General features: G+C 74.4%; 13 protein-coding genes. 4 read left to right on the top strand and 9 right to left on the bottom strand.

Going from position 1 to position 18,634, the window contains the following annotated elements; all coding sequences use genetic code 11:
* Positions 1–110: 110 nt before the first annotated feature.
* The 3 genes from ABZ842_RS22815 to ABZ842_RS22825 all read right to left on the bottom strand — a co-directional run bounded on the left by ABZ842_RS22815 (position 111) and on the right by ABZ842_RS22825 (position 3,644).
* Positions 111–2,135 (bottom strand): ATP-binding protein, encoded by a 2,025-nt coding sequence (locus ABZ842_RS22815; protein ID WP_361539482.1) that lies wholly within the window; start codon positions 2,133–2,135, stop codon positions 111–113.
* Positions 2,132–2,815, bottom strand: a complete 684-nt coding sequence (locus tag ABZ842_RS22820; protein WP_361539485.1) for a DUF4255 domain-containing protein — start codon at positions 2,813–2,815, stop codon at positions 2,132–2,134. The genes ABZ842_RS22815 and ABZ842_RS22820 overlap by 4 nt, the downstream gene beginning before the upstream one ends.
* A gap of 160 nt (positions 2,816–2,975) precedes the next feature.
* Positions 2,976–3,644 carry a response regulator transcription factor gene (locus tag ABZ842_RS22825; RefSeq protein WP_361539838.1) on the bottom strand — a complete coding sequence of 223 codons (669 nt, stop codon included), beginning with the start codon at positions 3,642–3,644 and terminating at the stop codon, positions 2,976–2,978.
* 244 nt (positions 3,645–3,888) lie between these two features.
* Between ABZ842_RS22825 and ABZ842_RS22830 the strand changes: the two genes are divergently transcribed.
* The 4 genes from ABZ842_RS22830 (at position 3,889) to ABZ842_RS22845 (ending at position 8,705) form a co-directional block, all read left to right on the top strand.
* Positions 3,889–6,777, top strand: coding sequence for a LuxR C-terminal-related transcriptional regulator (locus ABZ842_RS22830; protein ID WP_361539488.1), 2,889 nt, complete (start codon positions 3,889–3,891; stop codon positions 6,775–6,777).
* Positions 6,778–6,841: 64 nt separating this feature from the next.
* The gene (locus ABZ842_RS22835; protein WP_361539491.1) at positions 6,842–7,399 is read left to right on the top strand and encodes a CAP family protein; all 558 of its coding nucleotides are present in this window, start codon (positions 6,842–6,844) and stop codon (positions 7,397–7,399) included.
* A gap of 207 nt (positions 7,400–7,606) precedes the next feature.
* The gene (locus tag ABZ842_RS22840) at positions 7,607–7,990 is read left to right on the top strand and encodes a hypothetical protein (RefSeq protein WP_361539494.1); all 384 of its coding nucleotides are present in this window, start codon (positions 7,607–7,609) and stop codon (positions 7,988–7,990) included.
* Positions 7,991–8,363: 373 nt separating this feature from the next.
* Complete coding sequence (locus ABZ842_RS22845; protein ID WP_361539497.1) at positions 8,364–8,705, top strand: hypothetical protein; 342 nt, start codon at positions 8,364–8,366, stop codon at positions 8,703–8,705.
* 22 nt (positions 8,706–8,727) lie between these two features.
* Here ABZ842_RS22845 and ABZ842_RS22850 read toward each other — a convergent pair whose 3' ends face one another.
* The 6 genes from ABZ842_RS22850 to ABZ842_RS22875 all read right to left on the bottom strand — a co-directional run bounded on the left by ABZ842_RS22850 (position 8,728) and on the right by ABZ842_RS22875 (position 18,632).
* Positions 8,728–10,101 (bottom strand): DUF6519 domain-containing protein, encoded by a 1,374-nt coding sequence (locus ABZ842_RS22850; RefSeq protein WP_361539500.1) that lies wholly within the window; start codon positions 10,099–10,101, stop codon positions 8,728–8,730.
* Positions 10,102–10,164: 63 nt separating this feature from the next.
* On the bottom strand, positions 10,165–12,282 hold the full coding sequence (locus tag ABZ842_RS22855) for a hypothetical protein (protein ID WP_361539503.1): 2,118 nt from the start codon (positions 12,280–12,282) through the stop codon (positions 10,165–10,167).
* Positions 12,279–15,203 carry a putative baseplate assembly protein gene (locus ABZ842_RS22860; protein ID WP_361539506.1) on the bottom strand — a complete coding sequence of 975 codons (2,925 nt, stop codon included), beginning with the start codon at positions 15,201–15,203 and terminating at the stop codon, positions 12,279–12,281. The genes ABZ842_RS22855 and ABZ842_RS22860 overlap by 4 nt, the downstream gene beginning before the upstream one ends.
* Complete coding sequence (locus tag ABZ842_RS22865) at positions 15,200–17,917, bottom strand: putative baseplate assembly protein (RefSeq protein ID WP_361539509.1); 2,718 nt, start codon at positions 17,915–17,917, stop codon at positions 15,200–15,202. The genes ABZ842_RS22860 and ABZ842_RS22865 overlap by 4 nt, the downstream gene beginning before the upstream one ends.
* A complete protein-coding gene (locus ABZ842_RS22870) occupies positions 17,914–18,285 on the bottom strand; it encodes a GPW/gp25 family protein (RefSeq protein WP_361539512.1) in 372 nt (123 codons plus the stop codon). The genes ABZ842_RS22865 and ABZ842_RS22870 overlap by 4 nt, the downstream gene beginning before the upstream one ends.
* Positions 18,282–18,632 (bottom strand): hypothetical protein, encoded by a 351-nt coding sequence (locus ABZ842_RS22875; RefSeq protein ID WP_361539515.1) that lies wholly within the window; start codon positions 18,630–18,632, stop codon positions 18,282–18,284. Before ABZ842_RS22875 ends, ABZ842_RS22870 begins: the two co-directional genes overlap by 4 nt.
* Positions 18,633–18,634 lie beyond the last annotated feature (2 nt).

The raw sequence follows: 18,634 nt of genomic DNA on the forward strand, positions 1-18,634 counted from the left end.
GCTGAAAACGGCCGCGGGCACCCCCGCTACACCCCTCCCGTTTACAAAGAAACCGGGGGTGCCCGCGGGCCCCCCCCCCCCCCCCCCACAGCCATGTGTACGGGCAGTGGCTACCAGGATCCCTCGCCCGGCACCAGCCGCCCCGCCTTGCGGTACTCGCGACGCGCCCCCTGGAGCAGGTCCGCGGCCGTCACCAAGCCGTCGCGGCCCGCGGCGAGATACGCCGCCGTCACCACGGCGCTGCGGATGGAACCCCCCGCCAGCTCGAACCCGCCCGCCAAGGGCGCCAGGTCGATCTCCCCGGCGCACGGCACCCGAGACAGGCTGTGCCGCCACAGCGCGCGGCGCTGCTCGGCGTCGGGGAACGGGAAGTCGACGATCATGTCCAGGCGACGGGTGAACGCCTCGTCGACGTTGGCGCGCAAATTGGTGGTGAGCAGCGCGATCCCGTCGAAGGACTCCAGGCGCTGGAGCAGATAGGCGCTCTCCATGTTGGCGTAGCGGTCGTGCGAGTCCTTCACCTCCGACCGCTTCCCGAACACGGCGTCCGCCTCGTCGAAGAGGAGTACGGCGTCGGTGCGGTCGGCCTCGGTGAAGACGCGTTCGAGGTTCTTCTCCGTCTCGCCCACGTACTTGTCGACCACCGACGACAGTTGGACCACGTAGAGGTCGAGGCCCAACTCGGCCGCGATGACCTCCGCCGCGAGCGTCTTGCCGGTGCCGGAGTCCCCGGCGAACAGACCGAGGACGCCCCGGCCCCGCCCGCCGCCCGCGCTCAGCCGCCAGTCCCCCAGGACCCGGTCCCGGTGGCGGGCGCGCAGGGCGAGCTCGTGCAGGTTCTCCAAGGGCGGTCCGGGCAGGACCAGGTCCCGCCAGTCCACGGCGGGACGGATCCTGCGGGCGTGCCGCTCCAGCCCCGACGTCGACTGTTGACGGGCCGCGAGCCGCACGTGAAACGGGGCGAGCGGAACGCCGTCGAAACGGGCGAGGTCCTTGGCCGCGCACGCCGCACGGGCGATCGCGTCGCCCCCGAGGTGGTACGGGGCGACCGTCGTCGCCAGGTCGAATCCGGGCTCCTCGCCGAGCGCGGCCGACCAGGCGCGCACCGCGTCCCGCGTCCGGCCCGGTGGAGTCTCCAGGACCAGCGGGTCGCGGTCGCACCACTGGGGGTCGTACGGCAGCGGGCTCACGATCAGCACGGGCACGTCGCTTGCCGCGGCCAACCCGCGCACCACCCGGCCCGGTTGCTCGCCCAGGTCGTCGACGACGACCGCGCGACCGCGCAGCCGGGCTTCCAGCAGCAGGTCGGGGATCCGCTCCGCGGGACCCGAGAAGCACAGGGCCGCCACGTCCGCGGCGTGCAGGGCCGCGGTGACCGCGGCGAACGCATCGCCCGCCCGGCCCTCGCGGACGTAGGCGGTCAGCGCGGTCCCCGTGGCGAGTCGCGCCGCCAACCGGTCCACGAACCGGGCGAAGTCGGCCTCCCGGCCCGCCCCCTCTCCGTCGGACTGCTCCTGGGGCGCGGGCAGCGGGCGCAGGTGCCCCGCGAGCGCCGCCTCGGGGGTGTCGTCGCCGAGGAGATGCGCCACGAGCCGATCGGGTACGCCCAACGACCTGCTCAAAAAGGGGCGCTCCAACTCCGCCACGTCCAGCAGGCCGAACGCGCGCAGCGGGGCCGTGGGGTGCAGCCGGGCGCGTGCCCCGGCCTGGTGCCCGGGCACGCCGCACAGGTCCAGAGCGAGGGCGACGGTCGCTCGCCGCCTGCTGACGTCGTCGTTGAGATAGCCGTACAACGGCTCGAAATCGCGCTCAAGATCGGGCGCGAGGGCGATCAGCAGCACCTCGACGTCGAACGCCGTCAGTCCCAGGCGCGCGGCGAGAAGGGCCAACCGGTCCATCCGCTGCCCCGTGTCCTGGTACGGCGGGAGGCGCTGCGGCGGCGCGGGCCGCAACAGACGCTGCACCGACTCGTGCGACAGATAGAGCCCGCGCAGCGGATCGCCCGCCGTCGGGTCGTCGGCGGCACGGCGGTCGACGAGCAGCGCGGTGCGCTCCCGCAAGACGCCGAGCCGATCGAGGAGGTGGACGGCCGGCTCGGACTCCGTGCTCCCGTCCGCAGGGGCCGTGAGCGTCACGTCGCCCTGCCCGGGCGTCGGTTGCGGCGGGCCGCGGAGCGGACCTCCCGGGCCGCGCTCACCTGCCGCGGCCGGTGCGCCCGCTCCTCCTCCGGCGGCGGATCGCCGCTCAGGGCCCGCAGCCGGACCGCCGCGCCCTCGGTGACCGGCGGGCCCGCGTCGTACTCGGGGCCCGCCGAGAACGGCGCCGTGACCACCAGGTCGAGCGACGGCTTCAACTCGCCGCCGAGCGCCGACCAGATGTCCGCCAACGACCGCGACTCCACGTGACCGACGGCCACCGACAACTGCACCGTCAGCCCCAGCGCACCGAGGGAGCCCGGCAGGTCGCGGGGGGCCAGCAACTCGCGGGGCAGCAGCGTGGCGAGCACGGCCGACAGCAGCCGGTGCTCGTCCTGCGGCTGCCGCGTCCACGCCGTCAACAGATACGACAGCCGGAACCAGCGCGGCGCCTGACGGTGGCGCACCGTCACGTCGCGTTCGTCGCGGACCGGGAGGTGGCCCCGCTGACGGCGGCCCACGTCCTCCCTGATGTCGTACAGATACGCGTTGATCGTGGGCGCGTTGCGGCGGGCGGCCCAGTCCCGGGTGGGGGCGTCGAAGGCGACATCGATCCCCGAACCCGTCAGCGCACCCCCACTCAGCAGCCCTTTGAGGACATCGTCCACCTCGTGGATCACCGTCGAGCTCCCCGCATCGCCGAACCGGGGTCGACCCCCGCGCACCGTTCCTTCGCCGCAGTCGATCCTGCCCTGCGCCCCGCCCGCACCCGCAGGCACGCCGGGGACGGCGCCGGGGCACATCCGCGTGCCCCCGTGCGCCGCTGAATTGCCCCTCCGGTCAGATGTAGCCTTCACGCAGGGCATGTGCCACGGCGTGCGCGCGATTGCGCAGGTGCATGCGGGTGGTCAGCCCGTGGATCACGTTCTTGACGGTGCGTTCGGAGTAGGACAACTTGCCAGCGATCTCTTTGGTGTCCAGCCCCTCGGCGACCAGTCGCAGGACGTCCACCTCGCGCGGGGTCAGCCCGGACAGAGGTGCAGCGGCCGTACCCCGGTGCAAGGTGCCCACCCGGTTGATCAGCCTGCCCAAGAGGTCCGCCGGCAGGTCCCCGTCGCCGCGGGAAGCCGCGAGCACCGCCTGCACCAGCCGGGTGGAGGTGGCCTCGTGCCGCCACACGATGGCACCGACGCCGCATTCGATCACGTCGAGCAACTCCGTCTCCCGCAGCGCCCCCACCACGAGCACCGCCTTCGTGCCCTCGCTGCGCACCAACTGGCGCAGCCGGGTCAAGGCGCCCTCGTCCAACGAGTCCTCGACGAGCAGCGCCACCGTGCCGGGGCCCGAAGCGGCCCCCTCCCGGATCACGACCTCCGGGAACAAACGCAGTTGGCTGAGCGCCCCGGCCCGCGAGAGCGGGTCCCGGGAGTGCACCGCCACGGGGATCGCATCCGTGGGATCCACCACCCCGAAGCGCTCGGGAACCGAGGTGCGCGATGAGTTGAACAACCGTCCCCCCTGGGTCGTACTGCCATACAGGTGCGCGCCGCGCCGGCCGAGCAGGCGGACAGGCGCGCCCACCACGTTCCTCGGGGGCACGGGAGCGATGCAACCGTCAGCTACCACGAGCAGCACCACGAGATCGGGACCGCAGGCAGTGCAATCGGCCCGAAACCACCGCCTCTCGCCCATCGACGCACCCGACCGTGCGCGACGCCCCGTGCGGCGTCGCGCACGGTAGAAGGAGGCAGCAATGCTCGAACCGCGGCGTGACCGGCCGCGTGAACACCGGGAAGCCGCCGCGCTGTTGGCGGACGGGGCGGCCCGGGCGAGAGCGGGGGAGGGGGGCCTCGTGCTGGTGCGCGGGGCCACCGGCACCGGCCGCACCACCGTCCTGGACGCGACGGTGCAGGACGCCGCCGCCCACGGCATGCGGGTCTTACGCGTCCGCTGCGCACCCGGCGACACCACCGCCCCCTTCGCCGCCGCCCTCCAACTCCTCGCCCCGCTCCCGGGGTTCGAGAGCCCGGACGCGCACGGCGACGAACGGGAGCGGGCCGCCCAGCTGTGGCGGGCGCTGTGCTCGTACGCGGAGGCGTCCCCGCTGCTGCTGGCCGTGGACGACGTCCACCTCGCCGACGGCCCGTCGCGCCGCTGGCTGGTGGAGGCCGCCCGGCAGGCGGACCGGCTGCGACTGCTGCTGGCCGTCACCGAACGCAGCCAGTACGACGTCGATCCGCCCGCGCCCGGCTTCGCCCACACCCTGCCGCCGGCCCGCGTGCGCACCCACACCCTGCCCCCGCTCGACCCCGCGGCGGCGGCCGGGCACGTACGCACCGCGTTCCCGACGGCCACCGACGCCTGGGTCGACGACTGCGTGCGCGCCGCCGCCGGAAGCCCGCTGCTGCTGCGCGCCCTCCTCGACGACCTCGGAGCCCTCGGGGCTCCCGGCCGGCACTCGACCGTCCCCGACACGGCCGCGGAGCTGTACCCGGGGGCGTACGCCGCTGCCGTCCAGTGGTGGCTGGACAGCGCAGGGCCCGGCACGAAGGAGGTCGCGCGCTCCCTGGCCGCACTCGACGAGGGGTGGGACCGCGCCACGGCGGCGGGCGCCGACTCCGGCTGCCCCACCAAGGGACTCGGCCCCCTGCTCGCCGAACGGGCGGGCGCCGACCCGGCGCGGGTGACGGGCTGGCTGACCGCCGCGGCCCACCTGGGCGTACTGAACGTCGGCCCCGGCGCGCCCGCCGGGCCCACCGCGGCCCTCGGGGTCGGCCACCACCTGCCCAGACAGCGCGAGTACGGCGCGGACCCGCAGCACGCCCGGGGCGGCGCCCGTCAGCTGCGCTACGCCCACCGGCTGCTGCGGGACGCGGTGCTCAGCGGCGTGCCCACGGCACGACGCCGGGCGACGCACCGGGCCGCCGCTGAGGCGATGGTGCACTGCGGTGCGTCCACCGGGACGGTGGCCAGGCAACTCCTGCTGGCCGCCCCGGTGGGCGCCACCTGGACGCCGACCGTGCTGCGCGACGCCGCCTCGCACGCCGTGCGTGCCGGACGCGACGACGACGCCGTCGCCTTCCTGCGCCGGGCACTGGACGAACCCCTCTCCGGCGGCCAGCGGCAACGGCTGCTGACCGAATTGGGCTCCCTGGAGTGCGCGGGCCGGGAAACCGCCGCCGGCATCCCCCGGCTCCGCGAGGCGCTGCGGCTGCCCGGCACCCCGCAGGACAAGGTGCGCGCGGCCGTGGCCCTCGGCACCGCGCTCAGCTGGCGCGGCAGCACCCGCGCCGCCGTGGAGGTGCTGCGCACGGTGGACGGCGAACTCGCCGGCCGCCCCGAGGTCATCGGCCCCCTGCGGACGGCGTCCATCGTGCTGTCCGACCAGGACCAGACGGTCCGCGAAGAGGTGCACCGGTGGCTGAACGAAACCGACGACCACTCGCCGGAGCCGGCCGGCCCGGCGAGCCGGGCGCTGCGCGTACGGTACGACGCCACCGCGGCCCTGACCTCGGCCGACGAGGCGATGCGCCGGCTGCACGCCCTCCTCGCCGAACCGGCCGACCCGGCGACCGAGCCCTTCTTGCTGGGGACGGCCGCCGCGGTCGCCCAGTGGGCCGACCGACTGGACGAGGCCGAACGCCTCGTGGAGCGCGGACTGGCCGGCCAACGGCGCGACGTGCTGAACCCGATGCACCATGCGCTGCTCAACGTACGGGCCGACATCGCGGCGGCCCGCGGCGAGTACGGGCGACTGCCGGACGAACCCCTGGTCGACGGCCCCACCGGCCCGACGAACGTGCACGCCCACACCCTGATCGCCCTCGTGGAGACCGGCCGCCCCGCGGAAGCCGCCCGGCTCGCCGACGGCTTCGACCTGGGGGCGGCCCCCGACTCCTGGGAGCTGAACCGCTTCTTGTACGCACGGGGCGTGCAGCGCGCCGCCGCCGGGGACGCGGCCGGCGCGCTGCACGACTTCCTGGAGTGCGGTCGACGCCAGTCGGCCCGTGACGTGGTGAGCCCGCTGGTCACCCCCTGGCGCTCGGCCGCCGCGGAGTGCCGCCTCGCCCTCGGCGGCCCCGGCGAAGCCCGTGAACTGGCCGAGGAGGAGCTGCGTCTGGCCCGGGTGTGGGGCACGCCCCGCACGGTCGGCCGTGCCTTGCGGGTCCTCGGCACCGTCACCGGCGGTCGCCGGGGGTGGGAGTTGACGGAGGAGGCCGTGCTCCTGCTGAGGGGCGCGCCCGCCGCCGAACGGGAACTGGTGGCAGCGCTGATCGCCCAGGGCCGGCTGCTGACCGCGGTCACGGACGGCCCGGGGGGACGCTCCCGGGCCCGCGACAGCCTGCGGGAGGCGGCCGACCGCGCCGAACGCCTCGGGGCGCCGCGGCTGCGGACCCTCGCGGAAGCAGCCCTGCGCGACAGCGGCGCCCGCCGCCCCACGACCGCCCGCACCGGCTCCCGGTCCCTGACCCCGAGCGAACGCCGCATCGCCGGCCTCGCCGTCGACGGCCTCACGAACACGGAGATCGCCGGCCGGCTGTACCTGGCCAGACGTACCGTGGAGACCCATCTGACCAGCACCTACAAGAAGTTGGGCATCCGCCGGCGGTCCGAACTGAAGGAGGCCCTGGCCGCCGGGTGAGTGACGGCGAGCCCGCCGCCCTCGGGGAAGGTGACGCGGGCGGCGCGGCGCTCGTTGTCACGACATGAGAACGATGACCCGGCGCGCCGGCCTCCGGTCCGGACTGACGACGGCAGCGGCGGTGCTGGCCACCTTCACGCTGGCCGCGCCCGCCGCTCCTGCAACCGCCCCCACCTTCGACCAGCAGGTGCTGGAGCGGACCAACACCCTCCGCGCCCGACACGGAGTGCCCCCGCTCGCCCTGGATGCGACGATCACCCGCTGGGCCCAGGAATGGGCCGACCACCTGGCCTCGATCGACGACTTCGAGCAGCGGAACAACAACAAGTACGGCGAGAACGCGTACTACGCCTGGGACTCCACCGGCGCCACGCCGAGCGGAGCCGACGTCGTCGAGGGTTGGTACGGCCAGATCAACGAATACGTCTACTTCGGCCGTGAACCCGACATGAACACCTTCTCCCGGTGGGGCCAGTTCACCCAGGTGATCTGGAAGAAGTCCGCCAAGATGGGCGTGGGCAGGGCGAAGGCGGCGAACGGCGGGACGTACGTGGTCGTCAACTACGACCCGCCCGGCAACTACCGCGGTCAGTTCGCGGCGAACGTCCCCGCGCCGAAGTGATCGGGTGATGCCCGGGTGCGCCCGAAATGCGGCACGTGATCGACGATCCCGATCACGTGCCGGACGACTTTCCTGCACAGGAAAGTGCTGCACACGGGGAGTATCGTACGAAGTGTGCGCTCCATGGAGACGGCATCCCCTGTCATGGCTCTAGGCCAGCCCCGCCGGGCCCGGTGATCAGGTGATCAGGTGATCAGGAGGAAGACGATGAGCGCCACCCCGACAACGACTCAGGAATGGTATCTGGCCGGCGTCATCTTCGGGTGGGAAGCACCCCAGTGCACCGCCCAGGCGCCTGCACCACTCGATGATCAGACCCTGAGCTCCTACTTCCAAGGAGTTCAGGACGGCGGCGTCGCCCGCCTTGACTTCGAGGACCAGAAGGCCGCCGAGGCGGACAATCCGCCGCCGGTCTCCTATCCGACGATCGGGCCCATTCCCGGTGGAAGCGTGTCCTTGGACGACTACGTCAAGGACAATCGGGAACTCCTCGAAGGGCTGTTCCACCAGCACATGCCCCATGTGGATCTGCCGGAATACGAACCGTGGTATCCGCCGATGGGCGGCATGACGCAGCAGCCCGTTCCCTGACGCGTTCCCGACGGCGACTGCACACACCCGGATCGACTGGGGCACGACGATGGACGGCGCCTGGACGTGCGACTACTGCGGGGCGGACGCCCCGCAGGACGCACAGCGCTGCCGCGAGTGCGGCAGATGGCTGGCGGCGTACGACGAGTCCGAGGACGGAGCGACGAGGGTGCACCCCCGGCCGCGGAAGCCTTACATGCGACCGGAGGCACCACCGCCGAAGACCCGGCCCGACGAGCCGGCACCACCACAACCGCCTTGGCGACCGCCCGAGCGGCCTCGCGAGCCCGAGCGGCCCCCGCAACGACCCCCGCCCCCTTCGTATCCGCCGCCGGTCGAACCCCAGCCGTCGGGCCCCGGTCACGTCGAAGGCGTGGCGCGCAACGTACAGATGCGCACCGAGACCAGGGGGAGCAGCGGAAACACCAGCACCACCGTCGTCTGCAACTTCCGAGTGGAGGTGTACGACCGCGAGGGCCGCCCCGTGCGACTGGTCCCCGTCGAGATGAGCGGCAACTCGTTCAGGGGAGCCGTCACCGAAGGGGACCGGGTACGCGCCGAAGGCAAGGTCAAACGCGGAACGCTGCGGGTCAACCGGCTGTACAACCTCACCACCGGCGCCGAGGTCACCACCGGAAACCCGCACTGGGCCCTGGTCACGCTCGTCGTGCTGCTCTTCGCCGCCTGGGTGCTGATCCTCATCTTCGTCCTGTGAGCCCTGATCCGTAAGACGCTTCCTAGCGTCGTTGCCGCAGCGGCACCCGTAGGTCCACCAGCCGGAAGTCGCCGTCGTGGGGATCGACGTAGGCGAGCGGGGCGTAGTGGTAGGCCACCCCGTGCGGGCGACGCCGCAGCGGCTCCCCCTCGCGGTCGCGCGGCCACTCGACGCCACCGGTGAGCACCCGCGCCGGAATGAGCCAGTAATCGCCCCGCCGGTAGACGCGGGGCCAGTCCTGGCCACGGGAGAAGCGGATCTGCACCCCCTCCTCCAGCGTCAACCACCGGCCCTCCTCCACGGGAACGCCCGCCTGACCGCCTCCGTACGCATCGTCCCCATCGCCCGAGCCCTGGTCCCAGCGGCGCAGGAAGGGGTGCAGCCCGCGGCGCCGCCCCGTCCTCGACTGGCACGGATCGTCCGCGGGGTCGGCGTCGAGCTCGACCCGGTAGCCCGCGTAGTCGACCGAGCAGACCCGGTACAGCCGCCCGCAGTCCGTGTCGGGCCGGTCCGACGCCCCGCGGCACGCCTTCGCGTCGTCGACGAGCTCCACCACGTCGCCGACGTCCACCCCGAGCTTGTCGTCCCGGCCCAGCGTCTCCAACTCGACCTCGACGCCGGAGATCCCCCGGACGGGCAGCACCACCGAGCCGTTCTCCCGCGACCACTTGAACGTCGCCGTGTCCGCCGTGCCGCCCCGGTGCACCTCGACCCGGTACAGCTGGTTCTCCGGGCCCCGGTAGCCGAAGGACGAGGACGCGACCTCGCCCTCCGGGGTCTCGTCGGGGCGCTGCGTCCGGGCCGCCAGCAGCGCCCGCGGCTCGAAGTCCGCCCGGATGCGCTCCCGCAGGAAGCCGGCGGCGCTGCGCATGTCCGGCGTGGAGGAGTCGCGCTCCAGGGGCAGTCGGCACACCTGCCAGACCACGCGGGTGCGCGCGGTCGTGTCCGGTCCGCCCGGCCCGAGCGCGACCTCGCGGATCCAGGGCGCCTCCACCGCCGTGATCAACCGCTCCCACACCCGCAGGTACACGAGGAACGGCCCGGACGGCAGCTGGTCGTCCTCCTCCTCGGGGTCGAGGTGACCGTCCGGCTGGTCCCAGTAGTCCGTGCCGTCGCACTCGCACAGGATGCCGTCGACGTACATGCGGCCCGGCGCCACGCTGAAGGTGTCCCCGTCGAAGCCGTCGACCCCGAACCCGCCGAGGGCGTCCTCGTCCGGGTCGGGCGGGTACGCGGCCGGCCCCAACAGGTCGGTCGCGAGCGTGCGCACGTAGTGCAGCAGGATCGCCGTCTGTTCGTTGATCTCGGCGTCGAGTTGCACGCGCCCCTGCTGGGAGAGGACCGCGGAGAAACGTCGGGCGGGGTCGAACAGTACGCGGGAGAAGTCGCCGTGCATGGTTGCTTCCTGCCTGGGCCGAAGGGAGGGGTGGGGGCGCCGGCCGGCGCGGTGCGGCCGGGTTCACGTGACGAAGAAGAGTCCCGCGTCGCAGCCGGCGGGGGTGTACTCCGCCAGCCGGGTGCGGAGGTTGTCCTCGCGCTGCGGCTCGAAGAGGTCGTGGAAGGCGCCCGGCTCGCAGCCGTGAGCGGCGCCGCGCCGGATCTGCGTGGCGCATCCGTCGGCGAGTCGTGCGTAGTTCGGCGAGCCGTACCGGGTGGCGGCGAAGCGCACCACCACCCGTTCGGCGTCGCCGCTGTGTTCGGGCTCGCAGTGGAACCGGGACGGGGTGCGCGAGTGCAGGGGCAGCCAACAGAACCGGAGGGACCCCTCGTCGCACCGTCGGACGTGCACCTCGCCGTCCAGCAGACAGTTCTCCAGCACGTCCACCGCGCGGGCGTGCACCGCACCGAGGACGGTGGTGCGGCGCGCGGTGAGGACGACGCCGGCGGGCCCCTCGCCAGGACCGCCGATCGCCGTCGCGTCGCGCCGGGTGGCGTCCACGACGCTGTCGCAGATCTCGACGCGGTTGTCCCCGCGCCCGTCGACGTGCAGCGCGCCGACGATGCTGTGCTGGATCTCCGTGTGCACCGGGCTGTCGGCGATGTCCAGCCCGGGCGCGCCCGGCGCCAGCGGCGTGCCGCCGGACCCCAGCAGCCAGCCCGGTACGAACGTGCAGTGCCGGACGACGAGACGGGCCACCCCGCCCCGCACCCGCACGGCGCCGCCGGACACCAACAGCCCGTCGAGGACGATCCGCGCCGTCGGGGCGCCGCTGCCCGTGATGGTCAGGGCGCGCTGACGGTCCTCGCCGCGCCGCCCGGACAGCCGCACGACGGGCCGCACCCCGTCCGCGGCCCGCAGGACGAGGTGGTCGCCGGGGTCGAGGAGGATCTCGGTGAGGTCGTCGTACACCTCGTTGGCGGTGATCTCCACGATCGCCGCCGCCTTCTCGGGGTGGGCGCGCTTGCCCGCGCGCCAGTGGTCGAGCGCGTCGGCGATGCTCCGGTGGGGCTCGTCCGGCCCCACCCGGTAGCGCTCCGCGCCGGCGGGCGGCGGGGGCTCGGGGCGCGGGTACTCGCCGCCGCCGAGGTCGCCGGAGAACGCGTGGTGGTACGTCACCCGGACCTCGCCGGCCGGCGCCGCGCCCGCCGGCAGCAAGAGCCGGCCGAGGACCGGATCGATCAGGACCCGCCCCCGTGCACGGCCGGGGTTCCAGTCGGACAGGTCGGCGGCGACGATCCGGTCCGGCGGCACCACGTCGGCCTCGACGTCCGGACCGGTCCACACGCACAGGCTCCGGCCCGGCCCGTAGAAGTCGTACAACCGCTCGGCCAGGGCTCTGCGGCCGATGGGCTGCGGCACGTTCGTCGCGTCGGCGACGTGACCGCTGGAGGGCTCGGGCACGGGGGAGGTGTACAGGGGGGTGTCGACGGCGAGCACGTTGAAGGCGTAGCAGGCCCGGTCGCGGTCCAGGCAGTGGGCCGGGGCCCGCGTCACGGACTGGGCGCGCAGCCGCCACAGGTGCAGCCCGACGGAGTGGACGCCGTACTGGCCGGCGCGCCGGGTCGAGTCGGCGCGCGGCACCTCCACGGTGCGGGCGACGTCGTCGAAGGGGCCGCCGAACTCGGCCAGCGCCCCGGCGCGGCGCACGTCCACCAACCCGCCGCGGGCCGCCCTGCGGCGGGCGTCCCCGCCGTCGGTGGAGTAGCGCCGCACCGGCTGGGTGAGGCAGAGCAGCCGGTGGTACTCGACGACCCGCGCCGGCCACCCCGTCACACCGGACGCCAGGTCCTCCAGCAGCGCCAGGGACCCCTTGCGGCGTCGGTTCGCGACCGTGTCGGCGACGTCCCGGCGCGGCACCGCGGCGGCCGGCAGCCCGGTGGCGCGGGCCGTGTCGTCGGACAGGGCGGCGGCGATGTGGGGGAGCGTCTCGTACCCGACGAGGTCCCCCAGATAGGGCACGACCCAGTCGTCGCAGGTCTCGATGAACCAGTTGTCGTACAGCCGATCGATGTCCTCCTGAACCACCGTCACCTGCTCGGCGACGATCGCCAACAGCGCGCGCAGCGGACCGCCCTGCTCCGCGTCGCGCCTGCGGTGCACGGCGGGCAGCAGCGCGTACAACTCGTCCGGGGTCATGGAATCCTCCGCAGGATCAGCGTCCCGGGCACGGCCGGGTCCAGCAGCACGAGTTGGGCTGGGCGCAGCACCAGCGGCGGGGGCTGCCGCCGGGGCCGGTCCGGCGCGCCGCCGCGGCCGGTGAGGACGACCGTCGGGGCGTGGTCCGCGCTGACTCCGGGAGCCGGCGCCGGCGGCGCGGGCCGTCGCTCCGCCCGCGGCCCGGCCGGCAGGGCGGGTACGCAGGAGAGAACGGAGGAACCCGCCACGACGCGCGCCACCTCGCCCGGGTCGGCGTCCTCCCGGACGCCGTCGAAGGCGTCCACCCGTACGAAGTCGACACCGGTGACCGTGTGCGCGGCGGCGACGACGGCGCTGAGGTACACGGGCTGCGCCAACTGCGCCCCGGCGAACCCCAGCCGGGCGAGCAGCGCCGCGCGGACCCGGCGTTCGACCTGCTCCGGCAGGTGGTCGGGGGCCGTGCGGACGCCGAGCACCACCACCAACCGGACCCGTTCGCAGGGTTCCACCCGCACCGGCAGCGCGGGGTCGCCGTAGCGCCGCAGCGCCGCACGCAACCCGGCGAGCAGCGCCGAGGCGGCGTTCAGCGGGGCGTCGTCGGCCGCGGCGAGGGTGACGTGCACGACCGGACGCCCGCCGTCCAGACAGCGCAGGGCCGCCGCCTTGTCGACGCCGGCGAAGGCCAGCGTGAAGGACTCGTAGTCGCGCACCGACACCAGCCGGTCGAACGCGGCCAGCCGCAGGGGGATCGAACGCCGCAGCTGATCGGGACCGTCCGCATCGGCCCCGCCGGTCGCGGGCAGCGGATTGCCGACCTGACTGACCCCGGGCGGCCGGCTCACCACCTGGCCGATCCGCCCGGCCGCCACGTTCCCGGCGCGTCCGCCGCCGCCGACGCGGTAGCGCGCGGTGACGTTCTCGATCCCCGACGGGAGCCGGGCGCCGCGCACGCCGTCGCCGAACTCCACGACCGCCCTGCCGTCCGGACCCGCGCGCAACTGGAACACCTGGGCGGCCGGCCCCGCGTCGCCCAGATCGGGGGTGCGCTGCCACGCCACGCCGTCGACGCGTACGGTCAGCGCCTCCTCACCGCCGTCGGCCGTGGTCGACGGCAACCACACCAACGGGCCCTGCCGCAGCGGCAGGGCCTGCCCCGCCCGGCCCGAGTCACCGCTGCCGAGGACCTCGTCCACCGTCTCGCCCGCGGTCGCCGCGACGACGTTGCCGTAGACGACGACCGTGGACCGGCGGTAGCGGTGCGCGAGCGGCGCGGTCAGCGACAGCGTCGTGCCCGAGCCGTCGTGGTGCAGGCCCCCGAGGACCGCGAGTTCACAGCCCGCCGCGCCGCCCGGAGCGGCCCCCTCGGCGACGTCCGTACGCTCCCCGGCGACGATCAGCAGCCGTCCGGGGGCGAGCCCGTCGCGCACGCCGTCCAACACGAGGGCCGCGCCCGTCACATCGGAGGGGTCGGGCGCCGCGGCGAGGGCGATCGGCTCGCCCGCGGCCCACACGGTGGTGGCGCGCCGGGTGGCCACGTCGTCGCAGTCCTCGATCCACGGCCCGGCCAGCCGCAGCCGCGTCACCCGTACGCCGTCCACGTCGTTCGCCACCGACAGTTGGTCCACGTCGACGACCCGGACGACCCGGACGCGCGGGCGGCCCACCATCCGCACCGCGAGCCAACTGCCCGGCTCGATCTCCTCGTGCACCGCGTCGAGCAGCAGGACGTTCGCCGCGAGGGGGGTGCTCCCGTCCGACTGCGGCCGTACGGCGGCGCGCAACAGCCGCCGCACCCGCTCGTCGTCCGGGACGGAGGCGCCCAGCGGGGCTGCGGTGACCCGGAAGCGCTGGACGTCCGGACGGGCCACGGTCTCGGGGACGGCGGCGGGGGCAGGGACGACGGATGGTGCCTCCTTTTCGGCGGGGCTCTTGGCGAGCCGGCGCACGGCGTGCTGCACGGTCGCGAGCCGCACCGCGGTCCGATCGGCCAACGCGTCCGCGTCGGCCCCGCCGCCGAGTTCGGCCAGGCGCTCCCGCAGCCGGTGCAGACCGCGGTCGAGCAGCGGCGCGAGCGTGTCCGGGTCGCGCAGGTCCTCGACACGGCCCCGCAGGTCGCGCACCAGACTCAGCAGTTCCTCGAAGGGGCCGCGGGAGTGCGCCCGCCGGGCCGCCTCCTCCATGTCCTCCTGCAACGCCTCCACGGCACCGTCCAACTGCCGCGTCGCGTCCGGCACCCGCAGCCGTACGAGCGTGCGCGCCCCGGCAGGGTCCGGCTCCGTGCCGCCCACCACCCGCGTCAGGTTCAGCCGGGCGTCGGGATAGGTGAACAGCAGCCGGTCGCCGGGGCGCAGGGCCGATGCGACCCCGTCGACGGTCACGGACGCGGTGCGCACGGCGACGTCCGCCGGGAGCCCGGCCGGGCCGGTGGTGCGGACCGGCAGCCGGTTCCACTCGGCACGCGCCGTGAGGTCCTTGACGGTCTCGAACACCAACGGCAGCCCGCCGGGCTCCGGCTCGCTGCGTACCTGGGAGCCGGCCGGCACGACGCACGAGGCACCGGGATCCAGCGCGTACGCCAGATGGGCGGAGGCCGCCAGCGCCGGACGCGGCCGATGACCCACCAGGCGGCCCAGCCGGACCAGGGACTCGTGCTCGGTCGCGGTGCGCAGGAACCCCTCGTTGGCGATCCGCTCCTGATAGAAGGTCAGCACGTCGCCGACCACGGCCCAGGCGTCGAACAGCGCGATCGCCGGGTCGTCGGGCTCCCGCGTCGTCAGCGCGGCCAGCCGTCCGGCGTCCAGCTGGGACAGCCGGGCCAGCATCACGTCGAGGAACTGCTGGTGAGTACCGACGAGATAGGCCAGCGCGGGCAGCCCGGGACGGTTCCACACGGGTGTCGCGTACGACTCCGGTTCGCTCATCGACCACCCCTCAAGCGCAGCACCAGCTGACCGTTCTCCGGGCGGGTGACATCGCCGTCGAGCCGGGGGACCTCCAGCGGACGCATGCGCAGCTCACCGGAGGGCGGCACGTCGCCGTCTGCAGGGCGGTGCCCGGCGCCCGGCTCGCCCGTGTGGAGCCTGCGCAGCCGCGTCACCTCGGCGTGCCGTACACCGGGCACCGCCATACAGGCGGCGACCAGCGCACTGGTGCGCACGGGAGTGCCGAAGGTGAGCGCCGCCGGGTCGAAGAAACCGCCGTCCCCCGGCAAGAAGCGCCGCTGGAGCGCGTCGCGGACGTGTTCGGTGACGTGGTGCGGATCGACCAGGACGTACACGGCCACATCCAGCGGCACCAACTGCGCGGGATGGGTGACGACCTCGTGGCCGATGCGACGGTACGGGCGCAGCGCTGCGCGTACGTCCTTCAGCAGGTCCGGCGACGGCACCGCACTGCCCTCCGGGTCGACGGCCACGTCCGCCTCGTACCAACTGCCGTTCCAGCGCAGCGTGGCAGCGGCCCGCTGCACCCCGGGCAGGGCCTGCGCGAGCACGGCGTAGTCGTCGGCGGTGACCGCGCGCAGCAGCGTGCGGAAGGGGGCCCGGGGCGCGGCCAGTCGCACCTCGGCCACCGGCTCCGGATCGGTTCCGCCGGTCGCCGGCACCGGATTGCGCACCCGGACGACCACGCCGTCCAGGGCCCCTTCGCGGTGCACGACGCGGTTCACCGCCTCGCTGCCCGCGTTCCCGACGCGCCCGTTGCCCACCCGGTAGTCGGCGCGCAGCGACGAGTCGGGGCGCGGCGCCCGCCCGTAGCGGTCGTCGCCGAAGCGCAGGGTGAGCACGCCCTCGTCGTCGCTCTCGCACACCACGTGCCGATCGCGCGGGCCGCTCTCCAACAACGTCCGGCGCGGCGCCCACCGGGCCGTCTCGTCGTCCGCCTCCACCAGATCCAGCACGGGGAGCGCTTCGCGGGCGTCGGGGCGCAGGGCCGTGCTCACCGGACCGTGCAAGGCGGGGTTGTCGGGGTGCAGTTCGGCCGCCGCGCCCGCACCCCAGGTGTGCTGGATCTCCCAGCCGACGTCGTCGGGCGTGAGCACGCTCCCGCCGGCGGCGCGGCGGGCGAGGACGTTCAGCCGGCGCAGTTGGGGGGCGAAGACGTCGTCGAAGCGGGCGAAGAGGCGGGTGGGTCCGCCGAGTTCGTCGAGATCGTCGAGGTCCACGGTGCCGAAGAGCGCCAGCAGCAGCTCGCGGTCCTCCTCGGCGAGCGTGTCCGGCCCCTGGTAGAGGTCGCGCAGCAGTTCACGGGCGCGGGTGGCGAAGCCGATCAGGTGCTGTGCCTGCGCTGCTGCCAGGTCGGTCGGGCGGGGGTGCGGCGGTGACCAGGTGACGGGGGAGCCGTCCAGCGTCGTCGTGAAGGGGCGGGCCGTCCGCGACACCGCGATGCTCTCGCCCCCGTCACCGTCCGGCAGCCAGCAACTGTCCAGGCCGTGCTCGACCAGGAGAGCGTTGCCGCGGGCCACCACGGTGGAGCCCGGCCGACCGTCGGGACCGGGCGGATTGCCCACCCACAGCGGGAAGACGAGTGCGTCCTCCTCGGCCCAGGCGACCTTTACCACCGGGGTGCTGGTGTCGGCGTCGTGGTCGCGCATGACGCGGGTGAGCCGCACCGCCTGCCGGTGGCCGGGGTCGGGCGCGCCGCCGGCACCGTGCTGCTCCTCCAGGACGAGGAGGTCACCGGGTGCGAGGCGCAGGCTGCGGTCCTCGTCGAGGAGCGCGGCGCGGGTGGTGCCGACGGGCAGCGGAAAGGGGTCCTGGCCCCACCCCCACAGCGGGATGCCGTTGTGTTCCGGCCGCAGCCGCACCGTCCGCCGCTCCAAGGGCCGGTAGACCGTCTGCACCCCCGGGGCCAGCGCGCCGACGGGCAGCACCGGTCCGCCGTCCGGCCGGAGCGGGTCCTGCGGCAGCGCGACGAACGCCACGTCGTCCGTCTGCACCTCGCAGCGCAGGCACGTCTCCACGCACACGACGGTGCGGGCCGCGCAGCCGTCGTGCATCGGATAGCCGACCAGCCGCGCGTGCCGCCGCACCGAGGTGCGCAGCCGGGCGGTGTCCAGGTACGCCTCCGTGGCGACGGCGTCCTGCTGATAGCTGAGCCGGTCACCGACGTGGGCCAACAACTCCACCAGGGTGATCCAGAGGTCGGGGGCGTGCTGCTCGCGCCAACGCGGCAGGGTGAGGGACAACCGCTCCAGGATCAACCGGCGGAAGCTGGCGTAGTCCTTCGCCAGGTAGTCGACGACCGCAGCCGCGGGAGCCGGCGGCCGGGGCGGCGTGGACGGGACCTCCGGTCGGCCGCCGGTGGGGTCGAAGGTGAAGGCGGCCTTGTCGTACGCGCCGTGGAATCCGGCGCCCAGGACGCACAGCCGATAGGTGGAGTCGTCTCCCGGCCGGTCCAGGAACAGGACGAACCGCTGTGTCGGCGCGCCGTCCTCGGCGTGCTCGCCGCGCTCGCGCTCGACCCGCAGCACCCGGATCCCGACGACCTGCTGTCCGCCTTCGATCACGAACCGCGTGCGGTCCACGACCTGCGGCAGCTCACCGACGAAGGTGACGGTCAGGGTGCGCCGGTCCGGGTGCGCCCGGACCCCTTCGATGCGGGCGGGACCCCGTCGGCGCTGCTCCGTCACGGTCATCGGCCGCTGCCTCCGCTCACGGTGAGGGTGTGGTTCTCCCCGGTGGCGTTGAGGGCGTACGCCACCCGCACGTGGAGCGTCGCCTCGTCGGCGGACACGGTGAGCGACTGGACGGTGAGCAGGTCGCCCAGCCACCGCTGCAGGGCGGCCCGGGCCGTCATCTCCAAGGTGGCGGCGAGTTCGGGGCTGTTCCCGGCGAACACCAGGTCCAGCAGGCCGCAGCCGAAGTCGGGCCGGTTCACCCGCTCTCCCGGGCTGGTGAAGAGGACCAGTTCGGCCATGTCCCGCACGTGATCGGCGTGCGGGGTCGTCGCCGTGCGGCCACGGGCGTCGACGCGGTACGGGAAGGCGACGTCCACCGCGCTCACATCCCCTGCACCCGTGGCTGCACGGACAGCACCAGCGGGGGGTTGGGCGGTGGAGTGCCCACGCCCATCGCCGGCGCCGTGCCGGTCGGCGTCGGCTGGAGCAGCACCGGCAGACCGCCGACGAACACCCGCGCGGAGGTCTGCAACCAGACGACGCCCGTGCACGGGGGCGCCCCGGCCGAGGCCGCCGGGAAGCTGCACCCCGCCACCAGGAACGTGTCGGCGCTGGTGAGCACCGGGTTGGCGCCGACCAGGACACGCTGCTGCACCGGCGCGGGCACGGTCACCAGGCCGGGCGGATGGGCGCACATCATGGACGCGCCGAAGTGGAGCAGCAGTCCGGGCATCG

The organism is Streptomyces sp. NPDC047315 (genome assembly GCF_040643215.1).
Taxonomy (GTDB): Bacteria; Actinomycetota; Actinomycetes; order Streptomycetales; family Streptomycetaceae; genus Streptomyces.

Coding starts and splice junctions, on each gene's coding strand:
- ABZ842_RS22855 (WP_361539503.1), bottom strand. CDS start 12,282: ATGACCCCGGACGAGTTGTACGCGCTGCTGCCCGCCGTGCACCGCAGG.
- ABZ842_RS22830 (WP_361539488.1), top strand. CDS start 3,889: ATGCTCGAACCGCGGCGTGACCGGCCGCGTGAACACCGGGAAGCCGCC.
- ABZ842_RS22860 (WP_361539506.1), bottom strand. CDS start 15,203: ATGAGCGAACCGGAGTCGTACGCGACACCCGTGTGGAACCGTCCCGGG.
- ABZ842_RS22865 (WP_361539509.1), bottom strand. CDS start 17,917: ATGACCGTGACGGAGCAGCGCCGACGGGGTCCCGCCCGCATCGAAGGG.
- ABZ842_RS22850 (WP_361539500.1), bottom strand. CDS start 10,101: ATGCACGGCGACTTCTCCCGCGTACTGTTCGACCCCGCCCGACGTTTC.
- ABZ842_RS22875 (WP_361539515.1), bottom strand. CDS start 18,632: ATGCCCGGACTGCTGCTCCACTTCGGCGCGTCCATGATGTGCGCCCAT.
- ABZ842_RS22840 (WP_361539494.1), top strand. CDS start 7,607: ATGAGCGCCACCCCGACAACGACTCAGGAATGGTATCTGGCCGGCGTC.
- ABZ842_RS22835 (WP_361539491.1), top strand. CDS start 6,842: ATGAGAACGATGACCCGGCGCGCCGGCCTCCGGTCCGGACTGACGACG.